Here is a 24,980-nt window from a genome sequence, read left to right on the forward strand (position 1 = left end):
CGACATAGTGACAATGGCGCGTTGAGCCACAACGAAAACGAAATAGGAATAATTACCAACCCCCCCGGTTTTTGGCCGTTTTTTAGGCAATAAAAACGCGATACCCGATTCTTTCCGATGGGAGTGGCGAACACAACCTGAAAACGAAGGTAGCGATACTTTGGTCGTATTCCGGTTGTCCAAAACAAGGCTCACTCTCCCGGCTGGGGTCTTGCCTTCAACCCATCCGGTTTCTTGCGTGAAGGCTCCAGACTGATCAGAAAGTCGGCACGTGTGTCGGCAAGATGATGGCCTGGCCAGATCTCCAGAGCATCGTTCAGTTTCCCTTTCGGGTATCGAGCGAAGATGTCCTTGCGAACGTTCTGCGCGATCCTGCGCTGCCCCATTCCGAACACGTCACACATTGCTCCACGCGAAATAAGATGTGCTTCTGCACCATATCTTCTGGCAGACACATACCCGTTAAGGTGCAGTCCGATGGCATCGGCAATCCGATGTACCTTTGCCCGGTCATGTCCCTGGCCGACAAGGTGGTGCTGGCAGCGTTCCGCACCATGGACCACGAAACAGCAATCCCGCGGCTCACTGGCCCGGCCTGACGCGAGGCCTACGTCATGCAATATGGCTGCACAGAAGAGGATTTCCTTGTCTACAGTGAGCTTACGATAGCCACCTAACAACAGGCCAAAGTAATAGGTGCGCCAACTGTGCCGCATCAGGTCCAAATTCTGGACTTCGTCGGCAAAGTCCAACGCATCCCGGACCAATGCGGTCTCCGGTGGCTGCAGTCCTTCAAGGTCTGCACCGAAGGTGTTGATCAGGCCCAGTTTTCCTCTGAAAGCATCCAGCGCTTCCAGCATCCCCATACGGCCAAGATTTGTAAGCACCTTCAGCTTTTCAGTTCTTGTCAGTCGCCCATTGCTGAAATGACCAGACCTTCGTCCCCAAGCCACCGTCCCCATGTCTGCAGTGTTTTCCGGCATCTCCCAAAACGTCTCCATTGATTGCTCCATTTTTATGTACCGTATCGCATAAAAATAGACATGTCGATATTTATGTGCGAATTGGTAAAAAATGAAAGCCGAAAGCAAACGCGGCCGTCCGCGCAAATTCGATGAAGACATCACGCTCGACCGCATCATGCTGGTGTTCTGGCAGCATGGCTATGCCGCTACCAGTCTCGACCAGATAGCAGAAGCAACCGGCCTGAACAGACCCAGCCTCTACGCCGCATTCGGCAGTAAGAAAGACATGTATCTGAAGGTGATTTCACGGTTCGCGGACCAGATGCAGGCCCACCTGAAGGCGGCAGGACAGACAGAAACAGGGCTGAAACCCAGGCTCAAGGCCATCTTGACCGCTGCTATCGATCTTTATTGCGGCAGGTCGACATTTGGTGATGCGGCCTATGGTTGCCTGGCCATCTCCACACTGACGACTGAAGCTGCTGACGATCCTGACTTCAGATCAATGCTGGCGCATGTCGTTGAGCGAATGGATCGAGGGTTCGCCGGTCTGATTTACGCGGAGATGAAAGACTCGGTTCCGGAAGCAAGCGTCCAGTTCGCCGCCCAGCATTTGTCTTTGATGCTGCACGGTCTTTCGGTTCGCGCCCGCGCTGGGGAATCTCGCGATATCCTGGTGGAACTGGCAGAGGCTGCTGTTGACCGGCTTGTACCGGACCCTGCTTCAGCGCCCGTTATGTAGATCCAGCGACCAGTCAAGCGTCAGGGGCAGCGGCGTCCACATGCCGGTCTTCACCCCTGCCCGCCTCAACATGTCGGCCGTCCAGGTGTTGCAGCCCATCATCGCGTTGAAGCCGCCAACTGCCGGAAAGAAAATGTCGTGTGCGTCGTACGCCACGCCGGGAATTGCCGTCGGAGGCGTTGTGCCATCTGACAGGAAGCTGGTCCTGATATCATTGACCAGCTCATCAAATTCCAGCTGGCTCAGTTCAATTACGCGGACACTATCCTGCTCAAGCGGAATATCGCCGGTGCGACGGACATGCATGACCGAGGCATCCCAGGTCAACGCGTCTATTACCGGACCCGGTTTCAAATCGCCCCACGTTGGCGTTTCGATATAGAAGGACCGCCCACCCCAGCCGAAAGCAATCCAGAAAACACCCGGATAATCCAGCTCCAGCCCGCCATCCGATACGAATCCGAACGCCTCCAGCACGTCCGGATCGGCCGGGAGGGCGATATCAGTATGGATGGGATTGTTGAGTATCAGAATACGCCGTTTATCTGCTGAACTTTGCGCAGCTTCCATAACCGGCCTGGAATCGAACAAAGGCCTCGGAACGAGTGCTCCGAGGCCCAGTGCTACAACAGCAGTGAAGACAACAAGGCAAATTCCAATCAGGAACCTGCGCAGCAGTTTCATCATCCGCAGTCTTTAGCCGATCAGTGGTGCAGGATCTGGCTCAAGAAAAGCTTGGTACGTTCATGCTGCGGATTGGTGAAGAACTCTTCCGGCTCGTTCTGCTCCACGATCTGCCCCGCATCCATGAAGATAACGCGGTTTGCAACCTTGCGGGCAAAGCCCATTTCGTGAGTGACGCACAGCATGGTCATGCCTTCTTCGGCAAGTCCGACCATCACATCCAGAACTTCCTTGATCATTTCCGGATCGAGCGCCGAGGTCGGCTCATCGAACAGCATGATTTTCGGGTTCATGCACAAAGACCGTGCAATAGCAACGCGCTGCTGCTGACCACCGGACAGCTGCCCCGGATATTTGTTGGCCTGCTCCGGGATCTTGACGCGCTCGAGATAGTGCATCGCGATGTCTTCGGCTTCCTTCTTGGGCATCTTGCGAACCCAGATCGGAGCCAGAGTGCAGTTTTCCAGGATCGTCAGATGCGGGAACAGGTTGAAGTGCTGGAAGCACATGCCGACTTCGCGGCGGATTTCGTCGATCTTTTTCAGATCGTCCGTCAACTCGATGCCATCAACAAGGATCTGTCCCGCCTGATGTTCTTCCAGACGGTTGATACAACGGATCATCGTGGATTTGCCGGAACCTGACGGTCCGCAGATAACGATACGTTCGCCGCGCATGACCTTCAGGTTGATGTCGCGCAGAACGTGGAAATCCCCGTACCACTTGTTCATGTTCTTGATTTCAATAGCCACGTCCGTATCGGAGATGGTCATTCTGGAACGATCGGCTGCGAGTTCCTCGTCGCGTACAGCGTTTTCAGACATAGTTTTTAACTCCAAGAGTGTCCTGTGGCCGGGGCGCCGCGGTTCATCGCGCGCCCCGGAAGCGGTTTGCTAGCGTTTGTGTCCTGTATGAAGCTTCTTCTCCATGAAGATGGAGTAGCGCGACATGCCGAAGCAGAAGGTCCAGAACACCACTGCAGCGAACAGGTAACCCGTGTGACCGGTGCTGGGCGTCGACCATGTCGGATCCGTGAAGGACGACTGGATCTGGCCGAGAAGGTCGAACATGCCGACGATCAGAACCAGAGTCGTATCCTTGAACAATCCGATGAAGGTGTTGACGATCCCGGGGATCACGAGCTTCAGAGCCTGCGGCAAAATGATGAGATACATCATCGGCCAGAACCGGAGCCCGAGCGCCATGGCACCTTCATATTGTCCCTTCGGAATGGCCTGCAGGCCACCACGGACCACTTCTGCCATATAGGCGGCAGAGAACAGGGTCACGCCGATCAGAACGCGCAGCAGCTTGTCGAAGGTCACGCCTTCCGGCAGGAACAACGGCAGCATCACCGACGACATGAACAGAACTGTGATCAGCGGAACACCGCGCCAGAACTCGATGAAGATAACCGAGACAAGCTTGATGATCGGCATTCTTGATCGACGTCCAAGCGCCAGCGCGATACCTAGCGGTAGCGAGGCCACAATACCCGTGACCGCGATGACAAGCGTGACAAGCAAACCGCCCCAAACCGCTGTTTCAACGATCGGCAGGATTACCGCATCTCCGATGACCAGGCCGGTCAGCAGGAAGTATGCGATGATCGGGAAGACGACCAGAAACAGGATTGCGTTGATTTTCTTGAACGGTGCGCTGGGGATTGCAAGCGGTACAAGCAACACCGCGAACAGGAAATAGACGATGTTCACCCGCCAGATTTCCTCGGTCGGATACCGGCCATAGATGAACTGCGGGAAGTATGCTTCCACGTAAGCCCAGCAGGCACCGCTATGGCCGCCGTCCTGCGGCAGACATGCTTCGCGATTGTCGCCACTCCAGACAGCATCGATAAATGCGAACTGGATCAAAGGCGCGATAAGTGAGTAGGCGATCAGAATGCCGATTACAGTCAGAACGGTGTTGCCGATGGACGAAAACAGGTTCTGACGCATCCAGCCGATGACGCCGGTGGTCGAGATCGGCGCCGGCAGTCGCGGCGCCTCCTCGGTTCTGATTTGGAACATATCAGTGTTAGCCATTTTGCGCTCCTTACCGTTCCACGAGCGCCATGCGCTGGTTGTACCAGTTCATGAAGGCCGATGTGATGAGGCTGAGCGACAGATAGACAACCATCCAGATACCGATGATTTCAATCGCCTGGCCGGTCTGGTTGAGCACCGTTCCACCCATCGAGACGAGGTCCGGATAGGCAATGGCAACTGCCAGTGAAGAATTCTTGGTAAGGTTCAGGTACTGACTCGTCAGCGGCGGAATGATCACGCGCATCGCCTGGGGAATGACCACCAGTCTCAACGTCGGTCCGTTCCTCAAACCTAGTGCATGCGCTGCTTCGGTCTGACCATGGCTCACCGCCTGAATACCGGCACGTACGATCTCTGCGATGAACGATGCGGTATAGATTGCCAGGGCTGCGGTAAGAGCCAGGAACTCAGGAATAATATTGAGCCCGACATTGAGCTCGAACCCCTGACGCAGGATTGGCCCGGTTTCGACGAAGTTCGGATGTTCAAGAGTGATCGGCATGCCGGTTGCAAAGTACGTCAGCAAAGGCAGCCCAATAATAAATCCGACCCCCGTCAGGAATGACGGGAACGGTTGCCCTGTGGCCTCCTGACGCTTGCGCGCCCAACGTGCCACGAGGAACGCTGCTGCTATCCCGATCAGGAACGCATAGCCGATCCATTCCGATCCGGTCCCCATGATGGGTTTGGGAAGCCGAAGACCGCCAATATTCAGGTGGAATGTGTCGAACAACGACCATTTTTCACGCTTGCCGGGGATCGATCGCAGCACCGCGAAGTACCAGAAAAAGATCTGCAGCAGCAGCGGGATATTACGGACCAGCTCGACGTAGCAATACGCCAGACGGCTGATGACCCAGTTGTTCGACAAGCGGGCGATACCGATGATGAACCCAAAGATCGTGGCGAAGAAGATACCTACGCCCGCCACAAGCAGAGTGTTCAGGAAGCCGACATAGATCGCTCTTCCGTAACTTGATGTCTCAGAGTAGGAAACCAGTGACTGGTTGGTTCCAAACCCGGCTGTATTTTCTAGAAAGCTCCAACCGGAGGCGATGTTCTGCCTCTCCAAGTTGGCTATCGTGTTCGAAACGATGACATATCCCAAAGTCACCAGCGCGACGACCAGCAGCAGCTGGTAAAAGATGCCGCGCGCTTTGGGATCGTTCAACAGCGAAGCACGCGCCGGCGCCCCCGCCGAGTCCTGCTCCATTACTGACATAGAACCTCGCCCAAGTTTTCACGAAAGAGCCCGGCACGCAGCCTCTCCTCAATCGTGTCTGACCTGCTTCCCTGGCCGAACTTCGTCGGCACTCCCCTATCGACGGAAGCAGTCTGTTCCCCCACGCGGTTGCCGGGTATGTTGTCCGGTTTTTATTGCGTGGAATTTATTGAGGGTTCCGGCAGAACAACCGCCGGAACCCCTTCAATCCTCAATCAAAGAAGAGGATTAGCGGACCGGCGGTGCGTACATGAAGCCGCCGTCGTTCCACAGAGCGTTTACGCCACGGGAGATGCCGAGCGGAGTGTCCGGACCAACGTTGGCGTTGAAGGACTCTTCGTAGTTACCGACGTTTTTGATGATCGCATAAGCCCAGTCGTTCGGCAGGCCGATAGCTTCACCAAATGCGCCCTCAACGCCCAGAAGACGCTTGATGGACGGGTTGTCGGAAGACTTCATCTCGTCAACGTTTTCAGAGGTCACGCCGAGCTCTTCTGCGTTGAGCATCGCGTTCAGCGTCCACTTTGCAATGTTGAACCACTCATCGTCGCCCTGACGGACAACCGGACCCAGAGGCTCCTTGGAGATGATTTCCGGCAGGACCATGTGGTCGCCCGGGTTGGTCAGCTTCAGGCGCTGTGCGTACAGGCCGGATGCGTCAGTGGTGTAAACGTCGCAACGGCCGGCGTCGTATGCAGCCACAACTTCGTCGGCCTTTTCGAAGGCGACGATTTCGTACGGCATGTTGTTGGCGCGGAAGTAGTCGGCAACGTTAAGCTCAGTGGTCGTACCGGTGTTGGTGCAGACCGAAGCGCCGGACAGTTCCAGTGCGGAAGTCACGCCCAGGTCCTTGCGAACCATGAAGCCCTGACCGTCATAGTAGTTCACACCAGCAAAGTTCAGACCCAGCTGGGTGTCGCGGGACATGGTCCAGGTGGTGTTACGGGACAGAACATCAACTTCGCCGGACTGAAGCGCGGTGAAACGCTCTTTTGCGGACAGCGGAGTGTATTTCACAGCGGACGCATCGCCGAACACTGCTGCAGCCATAGCGCGGCAGTAGTCAACGTCGATACCGGTCCAGTTCCCCTGAGCATCCGGGTTCGAGAAACCCGGCAGACCCTGGCTCACGCCACACTGAATGAAGCCCTTTGCCTTGACGTCTTCCAGCGTCGTTGCACCAGCAGCCGTCGTCGCGGCGACTCCCATAGCAGCGCCGATTACGAGCGGAAGGAATTTATTGGACATGGATATGCAGCCTTTATTTGTTACCCATACTTTTATTATGCCGGGTTTGTTCGAAAGACATCTTCTCCGTCTCTTGTAACCGGACGGATGCCAGCCTTGACGGCTGCTTCCTCCAGATATCTTTCGTCCCACCCAACGGTTCCATACGATGGCATTTAGCTGTTCGGGTCAAGTACTTGCTGCAGATATCTCGTCAAATTTCTCGAGCTATCCGCCATTTGCCATCAGGTTGGATGCACAAACAGCGAACATGTCTAAATCGAATTCATTCAATGCCTAAAAAGGGTTCAATGCATTTAGCGGAGACCTTGCGAAGGTTAACGCTAATCGAAAAATTCTCCACACAAAGACCCGCGCACAACACGTGAAATGGCGGTTGCGACCATGACGCGAATGACTAAAGTGAGCGCTCGGCGCACGGCAGCTCATGTCGCGCCGCCTCTCGCAAAACACACACCCAAGAGCCTTCATGTCTTCCACCAATTCCAAGCCGCCGTTGAGGCAGGATACCAAACTGGCGCATGCAGGGCGCGACCCGCTTGCATTTCACGGTTTCGTCAATCCGCCTGTCGTGCATGCTTCGACTGTTCTCTACCCCGACACCAAAACCATGGTGACGGGTGCCCAGACCTATTCCTACGCCCGCAGGGGCAACCCGACCACGGACTCCCTTGAAGGGGCCATGAAGGAGATCGAAGGGGCAGCCGGGGTCAAGATCGCGAATTCGGGTTTGAATGCCATTGCATTGGCCATCCTGTCCTGCGTGAAATCCGGTGACCACATCCTGATTGTCGATACGGCTTACGGACCGACCCGCCATTTCGCCGACACTGTTCTGCCAGGCATCGGGGTTTCCGTGACCTTCTACGATCCGAAGATCGGCGCCGATATCAAGTCACTGTTCCAGGAAAACACGACAGCCGTGTTCACCGAAGCACCCGGCTCCCTCACCTTCGAGATGCAGGATGTTCCGGCGATTGCCGCCGAGGCCCGTGCCATCGGCGCGACCGTTCTGATGGACAATACCTGGGCGAGCCCGATTTACTGCCAGCCACTGTCCATGGGGGTCGATCTGTCGATCCAGGCGGGCACCAAATATCTTGTCGGACACTCCGACGCTATGCTCGGTACGGTCGCTGCCAGCGAACGCGCCTGGGAAAAACTGGATGCGTTCTGCGGTGCCATGGGGTGCCACGTCGCGCCGGATGACATCTACCTCGGCCTGCGAGGCCTCAGAACTCTGTCCGTGCGCCTTGAACGGCACCAGCGCAACACACTAGCCGTTCTTGGCTGGCTGAAGGACCAGCCCAACATCGATCGCATCCGCTATCCAGGCCTTGAATCGGATCCTGGTCATGCTCTCTGGAAACGAGATTTTTCGGGAGCCTCGGGCCTGTGCGCCTTTGACTTCAGTGAAAGCACGACACAGGAACAGGCCTACGCCTTCCTGGATGCGCTCACGCTTTATGGTCTCGGCTATTCGTGGGGTGGTTTTGAAAGCCTTGCCATTCCGGTTCGCCTCAAGGGCGGCCGCACGGCAACCCCGGTAAACCTGGATCGCCAGTCGGTTCGCCTCCACATCGGCCTGGAAGACCCGGAAGATCTGATTGCCGATCTGGATCAGGCACTGGCGAAGGCATTCGGCTGACAGACTGTCGAGCGAACGGCGGAACGGCTCAAATCGTAGGGTCGTTCCGCTTTTCCTTGAAGATCAGCCACAGGTTCCGGAAATAGATTAGCAGACCCAGTCCCTGACCGGCGATGAAGACCGGATCCTGTCGTTGAATGGCGTAGATCAGCAGCAGCGACCCACCTGCAACGGAAAAGAACCAGAAAGCGACCGGCACGATTGAGCGGCCGACGCGCTCGGATGCGATCCATTGGATGACGAAGCGCATCATGAACATGGCCTGGGCGAAGAAACCCAGAATGATCCAGAAGTCCAATTGCGCGATGAAAACCGCATGGATCCATTCGTATAGAGCGCTCATGTCTCAGGTCCAGTCAGTGTTTTTGAAAGGTCGGCGGGCTTCTCCACCCGGATTGGGGCATTAATCAGGTCAGCGGCCGGACATCCGGAATTTTTTTGCGGCGGCGGCGTAGCCACCACACTCCGAACAGATCCAGCACACCGACCAGCGCCCTGTCAAAGATCCCGTATTTAGACGTTCCATGGCGCCGCTGCCGGTCCTGAACGTCGATATGGGTGACACCGTAACCCTCGCGGATAACGAGTGCGGGCAAGAACCGGTGCCAACTGTCGAAGTACGGCAGTTGCAGGAACACTTCCCGGCGCAGGGCCTTCAGGCCGCAACCGCTGTCGCGAGTGTTATCCCGCAAGATCGCGCCGCGCAGCTTGTTGGCAAACTTCGACGCATAGCGCTTGGCCAGGCTGGCCTTGCGGCCAAGCCTTTGCCCGGCGGCAAGAGCAACTGCCGGGCCGGCAGCGTCGAGAGCGTCCAAAAGCGCTGGAATATAGGCGGGGTTGTTTTCGCCATCGCCGTCTATGGTCGCGACGACGTCGCCCCTCGCATTCAAAAGACCGGTACGCACCGCGCAGCTCTGGCCACAAGACTTCTCGTGCCTGACCGGCCGCAGCCAGTCATGGGTTGCCGCGTAATCCTGCAACACGATATCCGTGCCGTCGGACGAGCCGTCGTCGATAACGATGACCTCGAAACGCCTGCCCTGCAATGCAGCTTCGATTTCATCCAGCAGGATGGGCAGGTTTTCCGCTTCGTCCTTCGCGGGAACCACGACCGTGACGGCGAGCGCGCCCTTGCTGGCCGCAACAGCTTCCAGATAGCTTTGTGTCATGCGCTTGTCCGTTCTGTCGTGTCTGCCGCAGGGACCTCGGCTTCCACACGGTCAGCGCCTCGCTGGCCGCGCAGAACCTGCCAGACAGCCCTCACACAGGCCTTGGCAGACAGGACATTCATGTTGGGTACAATCTTTCCGGAGGAAGACAGGTGAAAGCCGATCCGCCGCCGGGCCATGGCACGAACCGTGAAAAAGGTGAACGTCATCCCCAATAGCGTGCCTGCGATGACGTCGCTGGGGTAATGCGCCCCAACCATGACGCGGCTGAACGCAAGCCAGAAGCCCGCAACAATGATCAGCCACCGGTAGGCCGGGAAAATAAAGGCCAGCGCAGTTGCAAGTGCAGCGACAGTGGTCGAGTGACCAGAGGGGAAACTGGTGAAGGTGCCGTCGAAGGCCAAAAAGTCGAAGCGGACCGGACCAACTTCCTCATAAAGCTTGGGACGCGCCCGGCCGAGCGACCACTTGAATGCAATGGCCAGAAGCCCCGTCGCGGCGACTGAATAAAAGATGAAGGCCGCATAAGTGAACACTGCGCCGATTGCCATGCGCAGGCGGAATGCGTAGCGCCCGGCATCCAGCGCCAGCAGAAACAAGCAGCATAGACCGGTAGAAACGAGGATCCAGTCGGCCTTGCCGATATCGGTGAAGGTTCGGAAGGCGGCCCGGTATTCGCCCGGGAGGGAGCGCAGCCACGGATAGGTCGGAACATCGAACGCAACGACTGCAATGCCAACCGTCAACAAGAGGACTGCGAGGATATCCTGCGGCCGCTGCCCGGGAGGAAGCGGATCCCTGTTGTGGCGCGCACGTTCCCTGCGACCGGAAAACAGTATTGCAGCCCGCCGAGAATTCCCGCGCATGCGCGCCAGAACATGCCAGACAAATTTACTGCTGTTGCTCATTGCCGTCTTCTGAAACCGTCGTCGGCACGGACTTCTCATAAAGCCCGATATCGACATCGTCCCCGCCGTTGATATTGAGGCCGTCTACCCTTTTTACAGCCTCCGGCACAAGACCAATCTCCTTTGCGGCGGCCAAAAACGCGGCTTCTTCCCGGCTTTCTATTGCCGCTATGCGGCAGCTAGCTGGATTCGCGGCTTCATCGGCAGCAAGAAAGGCGGCGGCATCCTGCGCCGAAACGATCTTTGTCGTCGTGCCTTCCAGGAATATGAAACTGGGTTCGTGAAAACCGGTAGTCACGACCAGACGGTTCGACTTGTCTGCGCAACCGGGGATTTCGTCCATGGCCGCAACAAGGCGCGGACTGACCCAGATCGGCGTAAGAGCTGGGCCGACAAAGCCCCAAAACCCGATGCTGACGCAGATCGCTGTCAGACAGATGGCGGGGAAAGCATAGAGTGCCGGTCCTCGCAGAACCCGGGATGCTGCTGCAATCGCAAAAACAGCTCCCACTGCAAGCAGAACGGCTCCGGGAGGTGACGGCCAGACACCCAGGGCAAAAGGACCGGCAAACGCGGCGACGGCCAACCCCAACGCAGGCACCGCCAGCAACACTGCCGCTACCCAACGCAGCCACGTTCTCGTCGTGGCGCCAGCCCCCTCCATCAGCGCAGCAGCAACAGGTAGCGCGAGCGCAGGCAGCAGCGGCATCGTGTAATGCGGAAGCTTCGTTGCAACCAGCTCGAACACGATCCAGCTTGGGACGAACCAGGCAACGGCAAACGTCACCAGCGGACTTTTTCGTTCATGCCAGATGAGCGGCAAGGCAATCACGAAGAATGCAGGCAAAGGCCAGAATATGCCGAACATCGCCCCGAGATGGGTAAGCGGGGGTGCACCATGACCTTCCTGCCCCTGCCCGACCTTGCCAAGGAGGTCCTTGCCGATGGCTTCAGTGAAGAACGTTCCGTCCGTCGCGATCCAGATTGCCACGAACCAGGGTGAGACGAGCAGCACGAACCACAGCAGACCCGCGATTGGCGCCGTTCCCTTGAACCATGCAGCTTTCCGTTTCATGGCCATGAGGCCAACAACCGTAAGGCCAATCACCATGGGTCCAACCGGCCCCTTGATGAGCACACTGCCCGCAAGTGCAGTCCAGAACAGGAACCCAAGACCCCATAGCCGCTTATCCGGATCCTTCAACCAGACCCGCGCCAAGGCACCTTGCGCTATTATGATCATTGCAAACAGCGCGGCATCAGTTTTTGCCAGTCGCGCCTCGACGCCGACAATGATCGCCAGCGCCACGAAACCTGCCGCCAACAGCGCACCGGCAGGCCCCATGAATGCCCGTGCAAGCCAGAAGGTTGCCAGAACGCTGATTATCGAGGCTATGACGGAAGGCAGTCGATAAGCCCAAAGCGGCGCGTCCGCCCCCTGCCCTGTCAGCTTTACGGCAGCTGCCTGAAGCCAATAAATCCCGACCGGTTTTTTGTGTCGTGCCTGATCCTGAAAACGAATGTCGATGTAATCGTTCGTTTCCAGCATCTGCTTGGTTGCCTGGGTAAAACGCGGTTCGTCCCTGTCCAGCGGAGGTACCGTCCATTGACCTGGTACGAACAAGGCAAGCGACAGGAGCAACAGGAGGAACGGGGCAGTGATGTCGTGGCCGAAGATATGCAACCAGACCGGTTTTCGAACCGGGGCAGCCGACGGGCTGTCCACGTTGTCCTTGCGTTCGGAATTCCCGGCTGCCTTGCCTGCCGCCTCGGGCTTCTGATCGTCGCGCGTGTCCGACATCAACTTTCTGTCCAGTTCCTGCGTCCGGTGTCCTGCGCCCGGTATCCTGCGTCTGGGCGGTCGCCCCTGCCCGCCCGTTTCTGAACGCTTCTCCTACATGAGCTTTTCAAAAAGGGAAACTAGTGCTTGCCCTCTTCGAACGCACGGTTATCGTCCGGGCAGATGATCCACCTGACGAGTCACAAGGTTTTCCATGACATTGATTGCTCATATGACGGACCTGCATTTGCGTCCGCGAGGTTTGCCCTGCTATCGCGTTTCGGACACCAATATGCTTGCCGAGCGCGCGATCAAGTCGCTGCAGAGTCTCACCCCGAAACCTGATGCTCTCGTTATAACCGGCGATATAACCGACAGAAACGATCCAAGGGAATACGCACTCGCCCGCTCCATCCTCTCGCGCGTCGACATGCCTGTCTATCTTGTGCCCGGGAACCACGACGGCACAGAAGTCATGCGCCGCGAGCTCGGCAGCTTTCCAGGTCTTTCAGGCAGCCTTGAAGACAAGATCTGCTATACGGCAGACATCGGCGATATCCGCCTGATTGCGCTGGACACCCATATTCCGGGTGATCCGCGTGGTCGGCTCGGTCAGGCACAGCTTGACTGGCTCGACAGCCGGCTGCGCGAAAGCAACAAGACAACGCTGATCGCCCTCCACCACCCGCCTGCACTTTCCGGGATCCGACACATGGACGACATCGGACTTGTGGATGCCGATGCGCTTGCAGAAGTTGTTTCGCCACACCGGCATGTTGCGCGCTTCCTGTGTGGTCATCTTCACCGTCCGATCATCGCGAGCTTTGCCGGAAAGGTGATGACGCTTGCTCCCAGTACCGGACACCAGGTCGTCCTCGACCTGACGGAAGACGGCCCCGCCATGTTCAACTTCGAACCCGCAGCCTATTTTCTCCACTATCATTCGCCGAAAACCGGAGTGGTGTCACATATGGCCTACGTGGAAGCGTATCCTGGCCCGTACCATTTCTTCGCCGATGAAGGCGTCGTCTGGCCGGGAGATGAAACCTGATGTCCTTAATCGCCCTGCCCAAACGCTTCTTGGCGCTGTTGCTGCTTGGCCTTTTCGCGGCCTCACTCGGCGCCTGCGGCGCCTTGCCGGGAAAAAGCGACCTTGAAGACAAGACAGTGCTGACGGACCAGCCGGTCGACAAGGCGCAGATGCTGTCGATGATAAACGCCTACCGGCAGCAAAAAGGCCTGCCCGCTTTGCGCCACGACCCGGAACTGGATGTCGTTTCCCAAAAGATGGCACGCCATATCGCCGAGCGCGACAGTATGGACACCTGGGCTCACAGTGCCTTCGGTCTGTCACAACGGCTCGACAAGGCAGGATACGCAAATTACGCAGGCGCGGAAAACCTGGGGGCGGGATACGCTGATCTGGCAGCAGCCTTCCGTGGCTGGCAAGGCTCAGAAGGCCACAACAAGAACCTTCTCAACCCCTACGTGACACGGGTAGGTATTGCCAGAACAAACCGCAACAATGGCAAATGGCGCAATTTCTGGGTGATGACACTGTCCCGCCCTTATGCGGACGGCCGACCGACCGTCCGATAACAAGGCACCTGGAAAAAGGGCGGAGCCAAGCTCCGCCAAAAGGCTTCTTCCAGAGATCGAATGACCCAGTTGTCATCCGGACGCCTCGCAAACAAAACATGAATGCAAAGCTCATATTTTATTAAGGCCGGCGCATCAGCCTGTCAATCGTTCAAAAGGGAAATGGTCGGGCGGCAAATTCGGCTTCGGACGCAGGTATGTCTCGCAAACCACGCTCTACAACCCCGTCGAACAACCTTTTTTTGCCGAACCTTGGCTCCCAACTGCAAAGCTCGGGGGACAACAGCTTGATGCAGGGAATTGCAAGGTCTTGGCGGGTCGCATCAAACTCCCAAAGGCTGATCTCGCGGTCGAAACAGCCCTGAAGCAGGCTTTCAAAAGTTGAGGTCTTCTCCAGAACCTCAGGACGCGTGGCAACCGCACCCTGCAACGGCAGATCTTCGAAAATCACGCGCTCTCTGGCATACGCCAGCTGCCTGGGTAGAGACCTCAGCGCTTCTTTTGTGCCGTGACTGGCGGGATAGGATTTGTCCATCAGAGAGAGCGCGTTTTCCGATTGCAACATTTCCTGAATTGCACTGGTGCAGGCCTGTGCGGTGTCCCAACCGGCGGATGATCCAAACGCACACCCCCGGCCGTAAACGTCATGAGAGACACAAATCACCACCTGGACCGGCAGGTCCGTGTCGACGTGCAAGAGCTCCCATTCCCGCGGCTGGTCATCGAGATATTGGACCAGATCAGGAGGGAGCATTTCCCTCACATAGCCTTCAGGTAGAGAAGTTATCCCCAGGCGGTTGTACCAGGCCTGCGCAACTGCATCACGCTCTACAAGCTCAAGAAGCGCGCGCGCGCGCGCTCCCTCGAGGTCATGCCAGACAGCGCATCCTACGCTCGAAGCAAAGGGCAAACGTAAGCCCGTAACCTCATCGGCTTCGTTAAACAAAATTCCCAAACTAAGGCACTGCGCCTCTTCATCAGTCTGCAGATTCCGCAACCGGACACGCCTGTCTGAAAGAGATGACCAGTCTGAAGAGTTGACGCGTGAAAGATCCCACCCGAGACGGAGCCTGCCGAGAGCGACACTTGCCTGGGCTTCACTCAATCCAAGCAATCGACCGAAATCTACCTGAGGTTGTTTTTTGTCGTAATTGAAAATCCTATTGTCACTAATCCCGATACTACAAAGGGTTAGCCTTTCGGAAAGCTCTCCAATACAACTAATGGCTGCAACTGATGCGACATCCCCCTGTCCACCGGCAGGAATTGGTGCCCCTGCAGCAGTTACTTCTTTTGCATCAGTTTCAGATGACTTGAGCAACCCCGTGCAAAAATGCACCGGGCATCCGGGGCGTGTCATCGGGACCAGTCTTGGGGAGAATGACGAAAGCAGCTTCAGGAAAAGACGAAGGTCCGGCTCCAGCAAGCGCACACGATCTCCCTCAACGCCCGGCTCCACAGATATCAGGCCCAAACGCGACAGGTCCGCAAGTACGTCGTCCGCAAATCCACTTTCAACGATCATAGAAGAGACACCGCCGCCAACAGTGAGGATGCGGGACGGCTGCTTATGTTTTGATATGGCAATTTACTTCGCCTCACCCTGCAATTGCACACAACGTAGATTAACAAAACTGCCATTGAGCGAGTTCATTCCCTCGTTCTACATTCTATTCGAAAGCAGTCGATCAGTAGTAAACAGTCTCAATACATAACTATTTACTAAAGTTTGACCGAATTTCAAAAAGCCAGGTGACCATCCCACCACCAGGCAGGACACATTGCAACTCAACCTATCGGAGGCTCATAATGCACGCTGACACAACTTCCCGGACTGAACTGGAAATTGGCGCGAAACTTGGCGCGATCATTCAGAACGCCACAGCACGTGAGCGGCTGGTTGCCAACCCGGCTGAAGTCCTGGCTGAAGTTGGCATCAACTCCGATGCCGCAATCTTCGCCGACACTGCTGACCTCGTCCACCTCATCATCCCGGCAGAAATCGATGCAGCGCGCGTTGCTGCTGGCGATGAGAGATATTTCGAAGAACTCGGTAAAGCAGCTCTCGGCAATTGCTTTTACGAAGACGTCCCGGAGTAAGCCGGTAAGGTCGTCACGATACGTCTCCGGCCTTCTTGCTTCGCGCAGGAAGGCCGTCGTTTTTTCCGATTGGGGTAACGATGGCCAGATTTCCTTACTACCAGAGCAACGTCAAAGACCTTGGCAAACTTATCGCCAGGGCAGCGATCGACGAAAACTTCCGACGCGAGCTCGAGCGAGACCCGTTAGCCGCAATTTCCAATATTGGCCTGCCGAAAGAGACGGTGGCGCTCATGCGGTTCAAGATCGTCGATCAGAAAAACAATCCGAACGCCGTAGCTCTTCCTTTTCGTCTGAACGAAGAAAAGCTGAACAGCGCCAACGAGGAGTATCTGAAAGCTCTGTCTTCGACGTTCGCGCTAAATTGAACCGGAACCGTCGAACAGGAACCGCTGCACCAAGGCTGCGCCCTTATCGAAATCGTTTCGCACTTTCTCGTTCTGGAAGAAATTGATCTTCTTTCTCCAGCTCTTGGGGTCCTGCGCAAGCTCGGGAGAGTTTTTCAGCAAGGCAGCACGGTTTTCACCAAAGCGTTCAAGCGTTTGCATGGCTTCTTCTTCTCGCCCGGCACAGACCAAAGCGGCCACACGAGTGGTCAAGCCACTGATACCAACCCCGGCTCCCCGCTCTATCTGCTTTATCGCGCTGTCGTAATCTTCCGCGGCAAAATAGATGTTCGCCAGGTACTCGTAGAAAACGCGGGGAACAAACGCGAAGAGAGAAAAAGCTCTTTCGGCCGTAACGCGCGCTTCGTTGATGTCGCCGGAAAAAGCCAGGCCCTCCGCAACGGACATCAGGTTGGCCGGATCAGCCGAGCTCAGACGGCCGGCATTCTGGAATGCTCTTCGCGCCTCGTCAGGCATATTGGACAGAATAAGTGCCCAACCATAAACGCGCTGATTAACCGCCTGCCAGGGATCGAGCCTGATCGATTTTTCGGCAAGGTTCAGAAGATTGTTTTCTTCACCGGAAAACGTCTTGTCCATGAGCGGGAAATGCAATTCCTGCTTCATGATGATTGACGCCTTGCCAGCATACGTCATCGAGAACGAACGATTTGTGCGCTCCAGATCATCCAACAACCGCATCGCTTTTTCGTCGGATTGCGGCGTGAAATCCCACAGCAGGGCTTCCGCCTGACACCAACGGGCGAAAACGGATGTTTTCGCGGGGTTTCTTAGTCTGCTGGTCGCGTGGTTATGGATGCGGCTCACAATCTGGCTCGCAGCCGGCACCAGACCGTCCCAGTATTGCAGGTCAATTATCTCGTTAAAGACAATCTGACCGTTGCCCCTGTCCTCGAATTGGACAACCACTTTGCCCGATCGCTCATCATGCCGAAACCTGAGCAGATAACAGCCAAGTTCGTGACCTTCCATCAAGGTTGGACGTGGCACGTTTTCTTCGCCGAAATACTCAGATTCAAACAGCTCGAACGACCGAAACGAAGAAAGGCCGGAAACGATTTCCTCTCGCAGATGGATCGCGTCGTTCAGCCCTTTTTTCAACAAGGAAGACGAGACAATGGAAATTTCTGGCAAGGGAACGAAGTCATCGTAATTTGGCAGGAACCCTCGGTTTCCGCCGCTGTTGCCATCACTTCTACCAACCGGCACCGGAGAAGCATCGACCTCCGATGCGATCAGCAGCTTCCGAGTCTCCTCATCGGGCTCAGCATCCAGATGGAGCCGCATTTCCCTTTCGCAGGATCTGAGCTGCTGTTCGGCGCGCTCGGGCTGGCCCAGATTCATGTAGAGACGAATAAGAACGCGATGGGCCGCTTCAAACGCGGGATCGAGTTTCAGGACAAAACGCGCCCCGGCCTCTGCCTGCACACCCCCGTCTTCCGTGGATATCCGGTTCAGATGCTTGAAGGCGGCGCTGATGAGTTCTGAGCGCACCCGTTCACGCTCGACCGTCAGCCACTCGGAAAATTCAGAATCGATATCGTCGTAGCCGGTCAGGAACTCGCCGCGCCACAGTTCCCCCGCCTTGCGGAAATCAGCTGCCTGCCCACGTTCCAGAAGCATATTCATGGCCATGAGATCAGACGCAAACGCCGATGGGTCGAGTTGAATGTGACCTGGCGCTGAGCGCACTACATCGATGCCGGCCGTTTCCTCGGCGCTTTTCAACTGGCGCAATGCCTGACGCAAGGATTGCATTGCCTTGTGGCGGTCTGTCCCGCTCCAAAGCAAATCCGCCAGTGCTTCCCGGGGCGACGCCATGCCGCTCATGCGGCTCAGATAGCCCATGATCGCCAGAGCCTTGCGGGTTTTGACCGCCACAGGTTCCTGGTCGCTATCAAGGAGCAAAGGCCGCCCAAGGCATGCAAAGCAGGACGCGATTGCCATCAATTCCCCGTAATTGAAATGCACGCTTCAGCTGTCGCCTTCGCGCAACCGCGAATATCACGCAACCTGAAACACAACAGCACCTTATCACGCTCATTTCACGCTGCAACAGCATGCTTTAATCGGATGGTCACAGCAGCGACGCTGCAATCGGCAAATCAAATACTGGTGGGTAGTAAAATGTCTAAGACCGTTAGCAAATCGGACCGCACTGAACTCGAGCAGGAGCCTGCAATCGAGGCGATCAAGCGCATGATCCGCTACACGAAAAAAGAATCGGACAAGGACGGCCGTACGTTCTGTTCCTATTTCCTGGATATGGCTCTTCAGTCCCTGGAAGATGGTTCCGAGGATGTGGACATGATCCTCAAAACAAAAATCACGCCGCTCATGGTTGGCCAGAAGGTGGAATCGGGAAAGTCCGAGACGCTCTGACCTTCAGGCGAATCGCGGTCTAGAAACACCGCCGTGCTCCTATATTGCAGGGGCCGGCGGTTTTTGTTTTTTGCAGGCTTTTTCCAAGTACCCGACTTGAACGTCCAGTTTAGGACATCTGCACGGCAGGAAGCCTTTCCACGCAAGGTAGAGGCATCGAAGATCAGTTTTTTTCAAAAAAATCAAGGAGATGGCGACTCCGGCAGGATTCGAACCTGCGACCATTCGCTTAGAAGGCGAGTGCTCTATCCAGCTGAGCTACGGAGCCAATTTCTCAGGAACGCAAGCTGTTCCCAGATGAGACTATCAGGCAGTATCTCTGAGGCCTGCCAGACGTTCATGCAAATTTGGATCGAGACCAAACGTCCGGAGGCAACCCGATCCGGCGATCGCCTCCACTGCCCTAATGCGTCAAAAACCCGGCTCGTGTCGATTCGAAATCTGCGCTTTCAACAGACAATCCGAACTCTTACCGAACAGGTCAGAAGAGCCGAACGTTCTTGTTCAGTGGGTCCAGGGCGCAGACCGGTTGAATTTGAAATTGTCCGCATAGGCAGACCCGCGCACTTTGCGTTCCTGGGCTTTCTCAACCCTGTGCGGAATGCCATGGCGCTTCGCATATGCGACAGCTTCTTCTGAAGTCTCGAAATAGAGCCGGATTTGCTGCTTCATGTCGGAAGACGACGTGTAGCCCATCAAAGGTTCGACGGACTTGGCGACCTCCGGCTCGTAATCCAGCACCCATCTCTGGGTTTTCGCCTTGCCTGACTGCATGGCGGTTTTCGCCGGACGGTAGATACGCGCAACCATGTGACAGTGCCCTCAAGTCTGAATATGTGAGATGCAATTCTTTACAGCAGCTTTTTCCCGCCTTTGCCGCCGGTGTCAACACCGATATTGGCCACATCCCGCAATCTTCGGTTCATCGACGACTCATTTAACAGCACAAGTATGTATTAACGGTGTTGGTGGAGAGGCGATTTATGACATTCACGTAACATGACACGGAGGCGCAACTCATGCTATTAACTACCCTAACGTGAACTTGTCTGGAAGACGCCGATTTTCGGAACGCAGTGCAGGTTCAAAAAGTACAGAATCGCAGGGCCGGACAGCCTGAAAGGGCCGATCCAAAGATCAAAACGATAAGGCTTTGACATGCATTACGAATTTCTGAAAAGACTGGAAGGCTATGTTCCGGAACATGTTCGGCCGGTTACCAGAGCACCGGAAAAAATTGCACCGGTCGAACTAAAAGCGGCGATTGACGACGCCAATCTCACTGAAATGTGGGACATGATCCTGACACTGGACTATTCGGTATCCGACCCCACCGATCTGTCACCGGAAAGACGCGACGAATTTCTGAATGTCATGTCGCTGTTGTTGAAAGCCTTCGACCGGTAGAAATGCTTATTGGCAAACGGCGAAAGATTTGCGGTGTCGCTGGTCGATTTTTGCCGGATGGAACAATTCAAAACATGAGAGAGGACCGTGCTAACACGCCCTGATACTCATTTTTCGGAACTCGGCACACAGGCCATTGAAAAAGGGCTTGCCGACCCGGCTGTGTCTGCGTTCTACGACAGCATCATGTCGACCGATGCGGTTCAGATCCAGCAATGCCTGAAACCGTTCCTGCCTCATTTGAGCCTTTGCTCGGACAAGATGCCCGGCAACGCTCCCCCTCCGATCTTCTATGTCGGCAAGGAAAGTGGGCAGCGACACCTGTTCGGCGAAGACTGGGCAAGCCCGGCGACACCCGCCTGCGGTCTGCGCACACCTGATCCGGACCTTGAGAAGGCTTCGGCGGAAGGTTATCGCAAGGCTTTGGAAGGCACGCCTTATTACGGCTACGCCCACACGAAAATTCAGGTCAATGGCGAACTCTATGAAGTTGCGTTCGAGCGGTTGATCGTCGCCGTGCGACCTTCGTTGCAATCCGATCTTCGCTTCTGCGCCTACCTGGGCGTCATTCAGGATCTTCAGCGGACGTCCTGAGGATAAGTTTTACAAGGCCGTGTAGATCGCCTCTGGTGGCATAGACCAGCCAGTCGTCCGGCCTGATATGTCCAGGCGCAATCTCCCAATGCGTTCCGCGTGGCACGAACCTGCGGTAACCGACCCGGATGCCGAAGCCTTTTTCTGCGCTTTTTGCGGCCATCAGGCCATAGAGATAGTCCGGCGACCACTTCAATAGTGAGAGCAGAAACCCCAACTGGGTCAAAGGCTCGGCAAGGCCCTGCCCCCGGATGTCCCGTCTCAGCCAGAGATTGCCGTGATAAACGATACGCCCGCGCATGAAATAGGCGTCATGCGCGTGCTCTGCCCCGAAGCGAACCTGAGGGTTTGGATCGACAAACATCCTGCGTTGCTGCTGATGCCAGTGCTCGGCAAGGCTCCTGTCTTTCAGGTCTTCCACCTTTGCAGCTTGCACAGACACGACGTTACCATGGCTGTTGACGGCCCCTACCCAGAACGCGGTCGTCCCGTGCAGGTCGAAAAACCGCGGTGAAAAATCTTCCATCAGGTATTTGTCTTCGGTGCTCCGGACGGTCTTTTCGAAAAGCGCAAAATCCGCGCTTTCCTTCAGAGAAAGCCCGGCCTTTTCAATTCTGGACTGCAGTACGGCTATCGCCGCCGATACATCCAGCGTCGCCTGGTCGTCAGGATCCGGTATCATCAGCCCCATCCGGCGCGGCCTGCATGCCGTCGCAAGCGGCGTCACTCCCACAGGCATTGGAAACGCCCGTCTGACCAGTCTGTTATGCGGCGATAAGTTGCACAAGACGCCTGCGTAGCTTGGCCTTAGTTATCCCGGCCTTTAGGCACGGAACCACAGCAAGCGCATGGATTTGCATTGCAAAGTCCCAGGTCACGCGCACCGCATCACATCGATTTTCAGGAGAATGAATGGTCGGGGCAGCAAGATTCGAACTTGCGACCCTCTGGTCCCAAACCAGATGCGCTACCAGGCTGCGCTATACCCCGATCAGTTGATGCGCTCGGATGTATAGGCCACAGACTCCATCGTCAAGCTAGAACAAACCAAGAATATCCGAGTTTGTGGGCAAAACCTGACAAACATGTCCCGTACTTTGTTCTCAGTTTGCACACAAAAGCAAAACGGCACGCCCGATGACCGCGAACGAGCCTCGTAAACGCGACGGCCAAGGCATCGTGCCGTCACGGTCTTTGAAATTGCAAACTGAACTTCAGTATATTTGCTTGATCAACCAGATTACTGGCGGCATTCTCCCGAATGAAAAGTATCCAATCAATTGATTCAAATACCAAAACGGTTACATCAGCTCAATTACAATTTTTGATATAGATTTCAGGAAAAGAACTAGATGATCACCAAAGATGACTTCACAAAGGCACTAAAAGACTTCGGTGGATCCGAGTCCCAGAAAATACTTCAGGATCCGCAAGCATACCAAGCTACCTTTGACCTGCTGATCACCGTCGCAGAAGATTCGTCAATCTTCCAAAAAAAGCTGTCGATAGCGAATACAGCAGCGGGTGTAGCCAATATGGCCGTTGGACACTCCTCTGCCAACCGTCGGACAAAGAATGCTGTTCGCGCGGGATCTTTTGCTTTGAGCCAATTCCAGCAGACAGCGAATCTAGCAAGTGTCACCAGGTTATCGCCAGGAGCCGCGATGGTTGCTGTCAGTGCCACAGTCGTCAACAAGACAGGTATTATCGTGTCCTTTGCAGGCGGAGACAAAAAGAAGGCTCAGTGCATCGGTGCGGTGATGGAGCTTTCTGCTTCCGCGGTAATCACCGCCGTGTCTGCACCAACGGGTGTCCTGCTGGTCCTGTCGGTCGCCAGTCTGGCCGCCTCATCGGTCAACGCATATAATTCATGTTTTTAGAATTTTGGAGCAGGCTGGAATAGGTACAGCTCGGGTTCATTCCAGCCCCATGGACGGGCTGCTGACCTTGTCTCCGGCCGAGATATCGAGTTTTTCCGCCAGACCGGCGTTTATTTCGAACACGTACTTCGCCGGACCAAGCGAGGGAATGACGTCTTCGGAAAAAGGCGTGGTGTTGTCGGCGATGCTGACGATGGAACCCTTCGCGTCGATGAAAATGATGTCGAGCGGAAGGGGTGTGTTTTTCATCCAGAAGTAACGGTCGCCCTTCCCTTCGAAGAGGAACAGCATGCCGCGTTCCGCCGGCATCTCTTTGCGGAACATCAATCCCATCGACCGTTGCCGGTCCGTCGCCGCAACCTCCGCCTTGAACTGGTGTTCCTTGTCTCCAGACCTAATGACGAGTTCTTCCACCGGCAGGTTCAGCTGCGGGTCCTGCGCCAGCGCCTGCCCTGGTGAACCCGCGAGCGAAATCCAGAGTGTTGCGGCAAAAAGCGAGAGGCACAGAAAGAAAGGACGCATTCTGAAAACTTCCTGAAAGACCCGGCAGAACCGGTTTGGGAAACTGGCAGTCAAAGGCAAGACTGGAATATCACTTCCCGTTTGCCAAAGAAGATTGCCTGAAGGTCGGCAAACAAAAAGGCCGGAACATGTCCGGCCGAGTCAATGTGCAGAATGACGGAAAGCGGGGTCAGTGAGAGGCAGGTATGTGGGTGCCTGTCCCGACCGGCCGGATTTCAGCGGCCATGCGGCCTTTCGGGCCTTCGCCGAAGCGCACCAGCACATCCTGGCCGGGACGCAATTCAGTGATGCCGAAGCGTCGCAGCGTCTCCATGTGAATGAAGATGTCTTCTGAACCTTCACCCTGGGTCAGAAACCCGAAGCCCTTGACGCGGTTGAACCATTTCACGGTCGCTTTTTCGAAACCGCTTTCGGGAACAACCTGAACATGGGTGCGCGACGGTGGCAGCTGTGACGGGTGGGTCGCCGTGCTTTCGTCCATCGACAGGATGCGGAAGGCCTGAAGACCGCGCGGCCGGTCGAGTACTTCGCAAACAACCCGCGCGCCTTCGTAAGCAGTCTGGTACCCGTCTCGCCTGAGGCAGGTGACGTGCAAAAGGATATCACCGTCGCCGTCGTCCGGGACGATGAAGCCATATCCTTTCCCGACGTCGAACCACTTAATTGTTCCGGCAATCTCGAGAACATCAACGGCGACTTCGTCCGTCAATGTTTCGAGTGCGCGGGGCTCCCGTGCGGTTTTAACCCCCATAGCCTTTTGTCCCGTCTCTGGTCCGCATCATTAAGCTGAAGGCAAAATTCGACTCACCAGCCAGCTGATTCCTAACAAAAGGATAACATTGTGCTTTCTGGCGAGAAGGGAAATTGTCGGACTAACCACAGACCATTTACGGAAATCAGGCCGGTTATTCGCCAAATCTCGCAAATGTTTGAGCTAAAGGTGTTCGAATGACTATTGACGCGTAAGAATCGAGCGGCGTTTCCTGGCCGTTTAGAATCACCAGTTCAGCACCGCCACGAACGGCGATGGCCGGCAGTTGTGCGGCTGGATGCACGACAAGTGACGAGCCCAACACCAGAAACAGATCGCAAGCAGCAGCAGCCTCCGCTGCCCGCTCCAGTTCCATTTCCGGCATCTGCTGCCCGAAACTTATGACCGCCGCCTTCAACAGTCCGTTGCAATCTGAACATCTCGGACTTTGCCCAGCGTCAACAATCGGCTTTTGAGCTTCCAGTTCAGCCCGCGCCCCGCAGGAAAGACAGGTTGCGAATGTGGAATTGCCATGGATCTCGACAAGCTTGTCATCGGGAAACCCTGCTCGCTGGTGCAGGCCATCGACATTTTGTGTGATGAGGCAATGAAGCTTGCCGGCCTGCGCCAGGCTCGTCATGGCCTGGTGTGCTGCATTCGGCTCCGCTCTTGCGAAATAGTCCATCATTTCGAACCGGCGGTCCCAGTCTTCCAGGCGGCTATCCTCATCGGCGACAAAGTCCTGGTATTGAACAGGCTGACGTTTGGACCATATCCCGCCAGGTGAACGGAAATCCGGAATTCCGGAGTCCGTCGATATCCCCGCCCCGGTCAGGGCAACGATCTGCCGGTAGGAACCTTCCTTGAACTGTGCCACAAAGCGCTGAGCTTCGGGCAAGGTATCAATGCACTTCATCGGCCGGT

At 55.9% G+C, this 24,980-nt stretch carries 27 protein-coding genes and 2 tRNA genes; 10 read left to right on the forward strand and 19 right to left on the reverse strand.

Annotation, left to right across the window (positions count from 1 at the left end; translation table 11 throughout):
• Window positions 1-191 precede the first annotated feature (191 nt).
• On the reverse strand, window positions 192-1,001 hold the full coding sequence (locus FIU93_RS21395) for an HD domain-containing protein (RefSeq protein WP_152506696.1): 810 nt from the start codon (window positions 999-1,001) through the stop codon (window positions 192-194).
• A 73-nt stretch (window positions 1,002-1,074) separates the two neighbouring features.
• Here FIU93_RS21395 and FIU93_RS21400 point away from each other — a divergent pair, with 73 nt between their 5' ends.
• Entirely contained in the window at window positions 1,075-1,707 is a 633-nt protein-coding gene (locus FIU93_RS21400; RefSeq protein ID WP_152506697.1) for a TetR/AcrR family transcriptional regulator, read from the forward strand.
• On the opposite strand, the gene FIU93_RS21405 is transcribed toward FIU93_RS21400, so the two are convergent.
• The 5 genes from FIU93_RS21405 to FIU93_RS21425 all read right to left on the reverse strand — a co-directional run bounded on the left by FIU93_RS21405 (window position 1,690) and on the right by FIU93_RS21425 (window position 6,909).
• Window positions 1,690-2,391: a TIGR02117 family protein gene (locus FIU93_RS21405; protein WP_353621959.1), complete on the reverse strand. Its 702-nt coding sequence runs from the start codon at window positions 2,389-2,391 to the stop codon at window positions 1,690-1,692. The two genes, FIU93_RS21400 and FIU93_RS21405, sit on opposite strands and share 18 nt — an antisense overlap.
• 20 nt (window positions 2,392-2,411) lie before the next feature.
• Window positions 2,412-3,215, reverse strand: a complete 804-nt coding sequence (locus FIU93_RS21410) for an amino acid ABC transporter ATP-binding protein (RefSeq protein ID WP_022998815.1) — start codon at window positions 3,213-3,215, stop codon at window positions 2,412-2,414.
• A gap of 69 nt (window positions 3,216-3,284) precedes the next feature.
• On the reverse strand, window positions 3,285-4,436 hold the full coding sequence (locus tag FIU93_RS21415; protein ID WP_031268584.1) for an amino acid ABC transporter permease: 1,152 nt from the start codon (window positions 4,434-4,436) through the stop codon (window positions 3,285-3,287).
• Between the two features lie 10 nt (window positions 4,437-4,446).
• The gene (locus FIU93_RS21420; protein WP_081713351.1) at window positions 4,447-5,661 is read right to left on the reverse strand and encodes an amino acid ABC transporter permease; all 1,215 of its coding nucleotides are present in this window, start codon (window positions 5,659-5,661) and stop codon (window positions 4,447-4,449) included.
• A gap of 228 nt (window positions 5,662-5,889) precedes the next feature.
• The gene (locus FIU93_RS21425) at window positions 5,890-6,909 is read right to left on the reverse strand and encodes an amino acid ABC transporter substrate-binding protein (RefSeq protein ID WP_031268586.1); all 1,020 of its coding nucleotides are present in this window, start codon (window positions 6,907-6,909) and stop codon (window positions 5,890-5,892) included.
• Between the two features lie 469 nt (window positions 6,910-7,378).
• Here FIU93_RS21425 and metC point away from each other — a divergent pair, with 469 nt between their 5' ends.
• Entirely contained in the window at window positions 7,379-8,557 is a 1,179-nt protein-coding gene (metC, locus tag FIU93_RS21430) for a cystathionine beta-lyase (protein ID WP_152506699.1), read from the forward strand.
• Window positions 8,558-8,585: 28 nt separating this feature from the next.
• Here the strand turns inward: metC and FIU93_RS21435 are convergent, their stop codons facing one another.
• The 4 genes from FIU93_RS21435 to FIU93_RS21450 all read right to left on the reverse strand — a co-directional run bounded on the left by FIU93_RS21435 (window position 8,586) and on the right by FIU93_RS21450 (window position 12,435).
• Window positions 8,586-8,900 (reverse strand): lipid-A-disaccharide synthase N-terminal domain-containing protein, encoded by a 315-nt coding sequence (locus FIU93_RS21435; RefSeq protein WP_022998819.1) that lies wholly within the window; start codon window positions 8,898-8,900, stop codon window positions 8,586-8,588.
• 64 nt (window positions 8,901-8,964) lie between these two features.
• Window positions 8,965-9,726: a glycosyltransferase family 2 protein gene (locus FIU93_RS21440; protein WP_022998820.1), complete on the reverse strand. Its 762-nt coding sequence runs from the start codon at window positions 9,724-9,726 to the stop codon at window positions 8,965-8,967.
• Window positions 9,723-10,634 carry a phosphatase PAP2 family protein gene (locus tag FIU93_RS21445; RefSeq protein ID WP_022998821.1) on the reverse strand — a complete coding sequence of 304 codons (912 nt, stop codon included), beginning with the start codon at window positions 10,632-10,634 and terminating at the stop codon, window positions 9,723-9,725. Before FIU93_RS21445 ends, FIU93_RS21440 begins: the two co-directional genes overlap by 4 nt.
• On the reverse strand, window positions 10,618-12,435 hold the full coding sequence (locus tag FIU93_RS21450) for a glycosyltransferase family 39 protein (protein ID WP_152506700.1): 1,818 nt from the start codon (window positions 12,433-12,435) through the stop codon (window positions 10,618-10,620). The genes FIU93_RS21445 and FIU93_RS21450 overlap by 17 nt, the downstream gene beginning before the upstream one ends.
• A 193-nt stretch (window positions 12,436-12,628) precedes the next feature.
• Between FIU93_RS21450 and FIU93_RS21455 the strand changes: the two genes are divergently transcribed.
• Window positions 12,629-13,465 (forward strand): phosphodiesterase, encoded by an 837-nt coding sequence (locus tag FIU93_RS21455; RefSeq protein ID WP_209010193.1) that lies wholly within the window; start codon window positions 12,629-12,631, stop codon window positions 13,463-13,465.
• On the forward strand, window positions 13,465-14,013 hold the full coding sequence (locus tag FIU93_RS21460) for a CAP domain-containing protein (RefSeq protein ID WP_152506701.1): 549 nt from the start codon (window positions 13,465-13,467) through the stop codon (window positions 14,011-14,013). The genes FIU93_RS21455 and FIU93_RS21460 overlap by 1 nt, the downstream gene beginning before the upstream one ends.
• A 151-nt stretch (window positions 14,014-14,164) precedes the next feature.
• On the opposite strand, the gene FIU93_RS21465 is transcribed toward FIU93_RS21460, so the two are convergent.
• Window positions 14,165-15,538 carry a YcaO-like family protein gene (locus FIU93_RS21465; RefSeq protein WP_152506702.1) on the reverse strand — a complete coding sequence of 458 codons (1,374 nt, stop codon included), beginning with the start codon at window positions 15,536-15,538 and terminating at the stop codon, window positions 14,165-14,167.
• A gap of 284 nt (window positions 15,539-15,822) precedes the next feature.
• Here FIU93_RS21465 and FIU93_RS21470 point away from each other — a divergent pair, with 284 nt between their 5' ends.
• The gene (locus tag FIU93_RS21470) at window positions 15,823-16,113 is read left to right on the forward strand and encodes a hypothetical protein (RefSeq protein WP_152506703.1); all 291 of its coding nucleotides are present in this window, start codon (window positions 15,823-15,825) and stop codon (window positions 16,111-16,113) included.
• 80 nt (window positions 16,114-16,193) lie between these two features.
• Window positions 16,194-16,481, forward strand: coding sequence for a hypothetical protein (locus tag FIU93_RS21475; RefSeq protein WP_055654042.1), 288 nt, complete (start codon window positions 16,194-16,196; stop codon window positions 16,479-16,481).
• Here FIU93_RS21475 and FIU93_RS21480 read toward each other — a convergent pair.
• Entirely contained in the window at window positions 16,473-18,467 is a 1,995-nt protein-coding gene (locus FIU93_RS21480; RefSeq protein WP_152506704.1) for a BTAD domain-containing putative transcriptional regulator, read from the reverse strand. The genes FIU93_RS21475 and FIU93_RS21480 overlap by 9 nt on opposite strands.
• A gap of 180 nt (window positions 18,468-18,647) precedes the next feature.
• Here FIU93_RS21480 and FIU93_RS21485 point away from each other — a divergent pair, with 180 nt between their 5' ends.
• The gene (locus FIU93_RS21485) at window positions 18,648-18,902 is read left to right on the forward strand and encodes a hypothetical protein (RefSeq protein ID WP_022998829.1); all 255 of its coding nucleotides are present in this window, start codon (window positions 18,648-18,650) and stop codon (window positions 18,900-18,902) included.
• Between the two features lie 191 nt (window positions 18,903-19,093).
• Here FIU93_RS21485 and FIU93_RS21490 read toward each other — a convergent pair.
• Window positions 19,094-19,170, reverse strand: a tRNA-Arg gene (locus tag FIU93_RS21490).
• Window positions 19,171-19,406: 236 nt separating this feature from the next.
• Window positions 19,407-19,712 (reverse strand): ETC complex I subunit, encoded by a 306-nt coding sequence (locus FIU93_RS21495; RefSeq protein ID WP_022998830.1) that lies wholly within the window; start codon window positions 19,710-19,712, stop codon window positions 19,407-19,409.
• 348 nt (window positions 19,713-20,060) lie between these two features.
• On the opposite strand from FIU93_RS21495, the gene FIU93_RS21500 reads away from it, so the two are divergent.
• A complete protein-coding gene (locus tag FIU93_RS21500; RefSeq protein ID WP_152506705.1) occupies window positions 20,061-20,309 on the forward strand; it encodes a hypothetical protein in 249 nt (82 codons plus the stop codon).
• Window positions 20,310-20,396: 87 nt separating this feature from the next.
• Window positions 20,397-20,903 carry a hypothetical protein gene (locus FIU93_RS21505; RefSeq protein ID WP_075283039.1) on the forward strand — a complete coding sequence of 169 codons (507 nt, stop codon included), beginning with the start codon at window positions 20,397-20,399 and terminating at the stop codon, window positions 20,901-20,903.
• On the opposite strand, the gene FIU93_RS21510 is transcribed toward FIU93_RS21505, so the two are convergent.
• Complete coding sequence (locus tag FIU93_RS21510; RefSeq protein ID WP_152506706.1) at window positions 20,875-21,585, reverse strand: hypothetical protein; 711 nt, start codon at window positions 21,583-21,585, stop codon at window positions 20,875-20,877. The genes FIU93_RS21505 and FIU93_RS21510 overlap by 29 nt on opposite strands.
• A gap of 231 nt (window positions 21,586-21,816) precedes the next feature.
• Window positions 21,817-21,893 (reverse strand) — tRNA-Pro (locus tag FIU93_RS21515).
• 362 nt (window positions 21,894-22,255) lie between these two features.
• On the opposite strand from FIU93_RS21515, the gene FIU93_RS21520 reads away from it, so the two are divergent.
• Entirely contained in the window at window positions 22,256-22,783 is a 528-nt protein-coding gene (locus tag FIU93_RS21520) for a hypothetical protein (RefSeq protein WP_152506707.1), read from the forward strand.
• Window positions 22,784-22,819: 36 nt separating this feature from the next.
• Here FIU93_RS21520 and FIU93_RS21525 read toward each other — a convergent pair whose 3' ends face one another.
• From FIU93_RS21525 to FIU93_RS21535, 3 genes are all read right to left on the reverse strand, one after another.
• Entirely contained in the window at window positions 22,820-23,305 is a 486-nt protein-coding gene (locus tag FIU93_RS21525) for a DUF192 domain-containing protein (protein ID WP_152506708.1), read from the reverse strand.
• 169 nt (window positions 23,306-23,474) lie between these two features.
• Window positions 23,475-24,056, reverse strand: coding sequence for a cold-shock protein (locus FIU93_RS21530; RefSeq protein WP_022999344.1), 582 nt, complete (start codon window positions 24,054-24,056; stop codon window positions 23,475-23,477).
• Between the two features lie 154 nt (window positions 24,057-24,210).
• Complete coding sequence (locus tag FIU93_RS21535) at window positions 24,211-24,972, reverse strand: Sir2 family NAD-dependent protein deacetylase (RefSeq protein WP_152506709.1); 762 nt, start codon at window positions 24,970-24,972, stop codon at window positions 24,211-24,213.
• Between the last annotated feature and the right edge of the window lie 8 nt (window positions 24,973-24,980).

It is taken from the genome of Labrenzia sp. THAF35 (assembly GCF_009363595.1).
GTDB lineage: Bacteria > Pseudomonadota > Alphaproteobacteria > Rhizobiales > Stappiaceae > Roseibium > Roseibium algicola.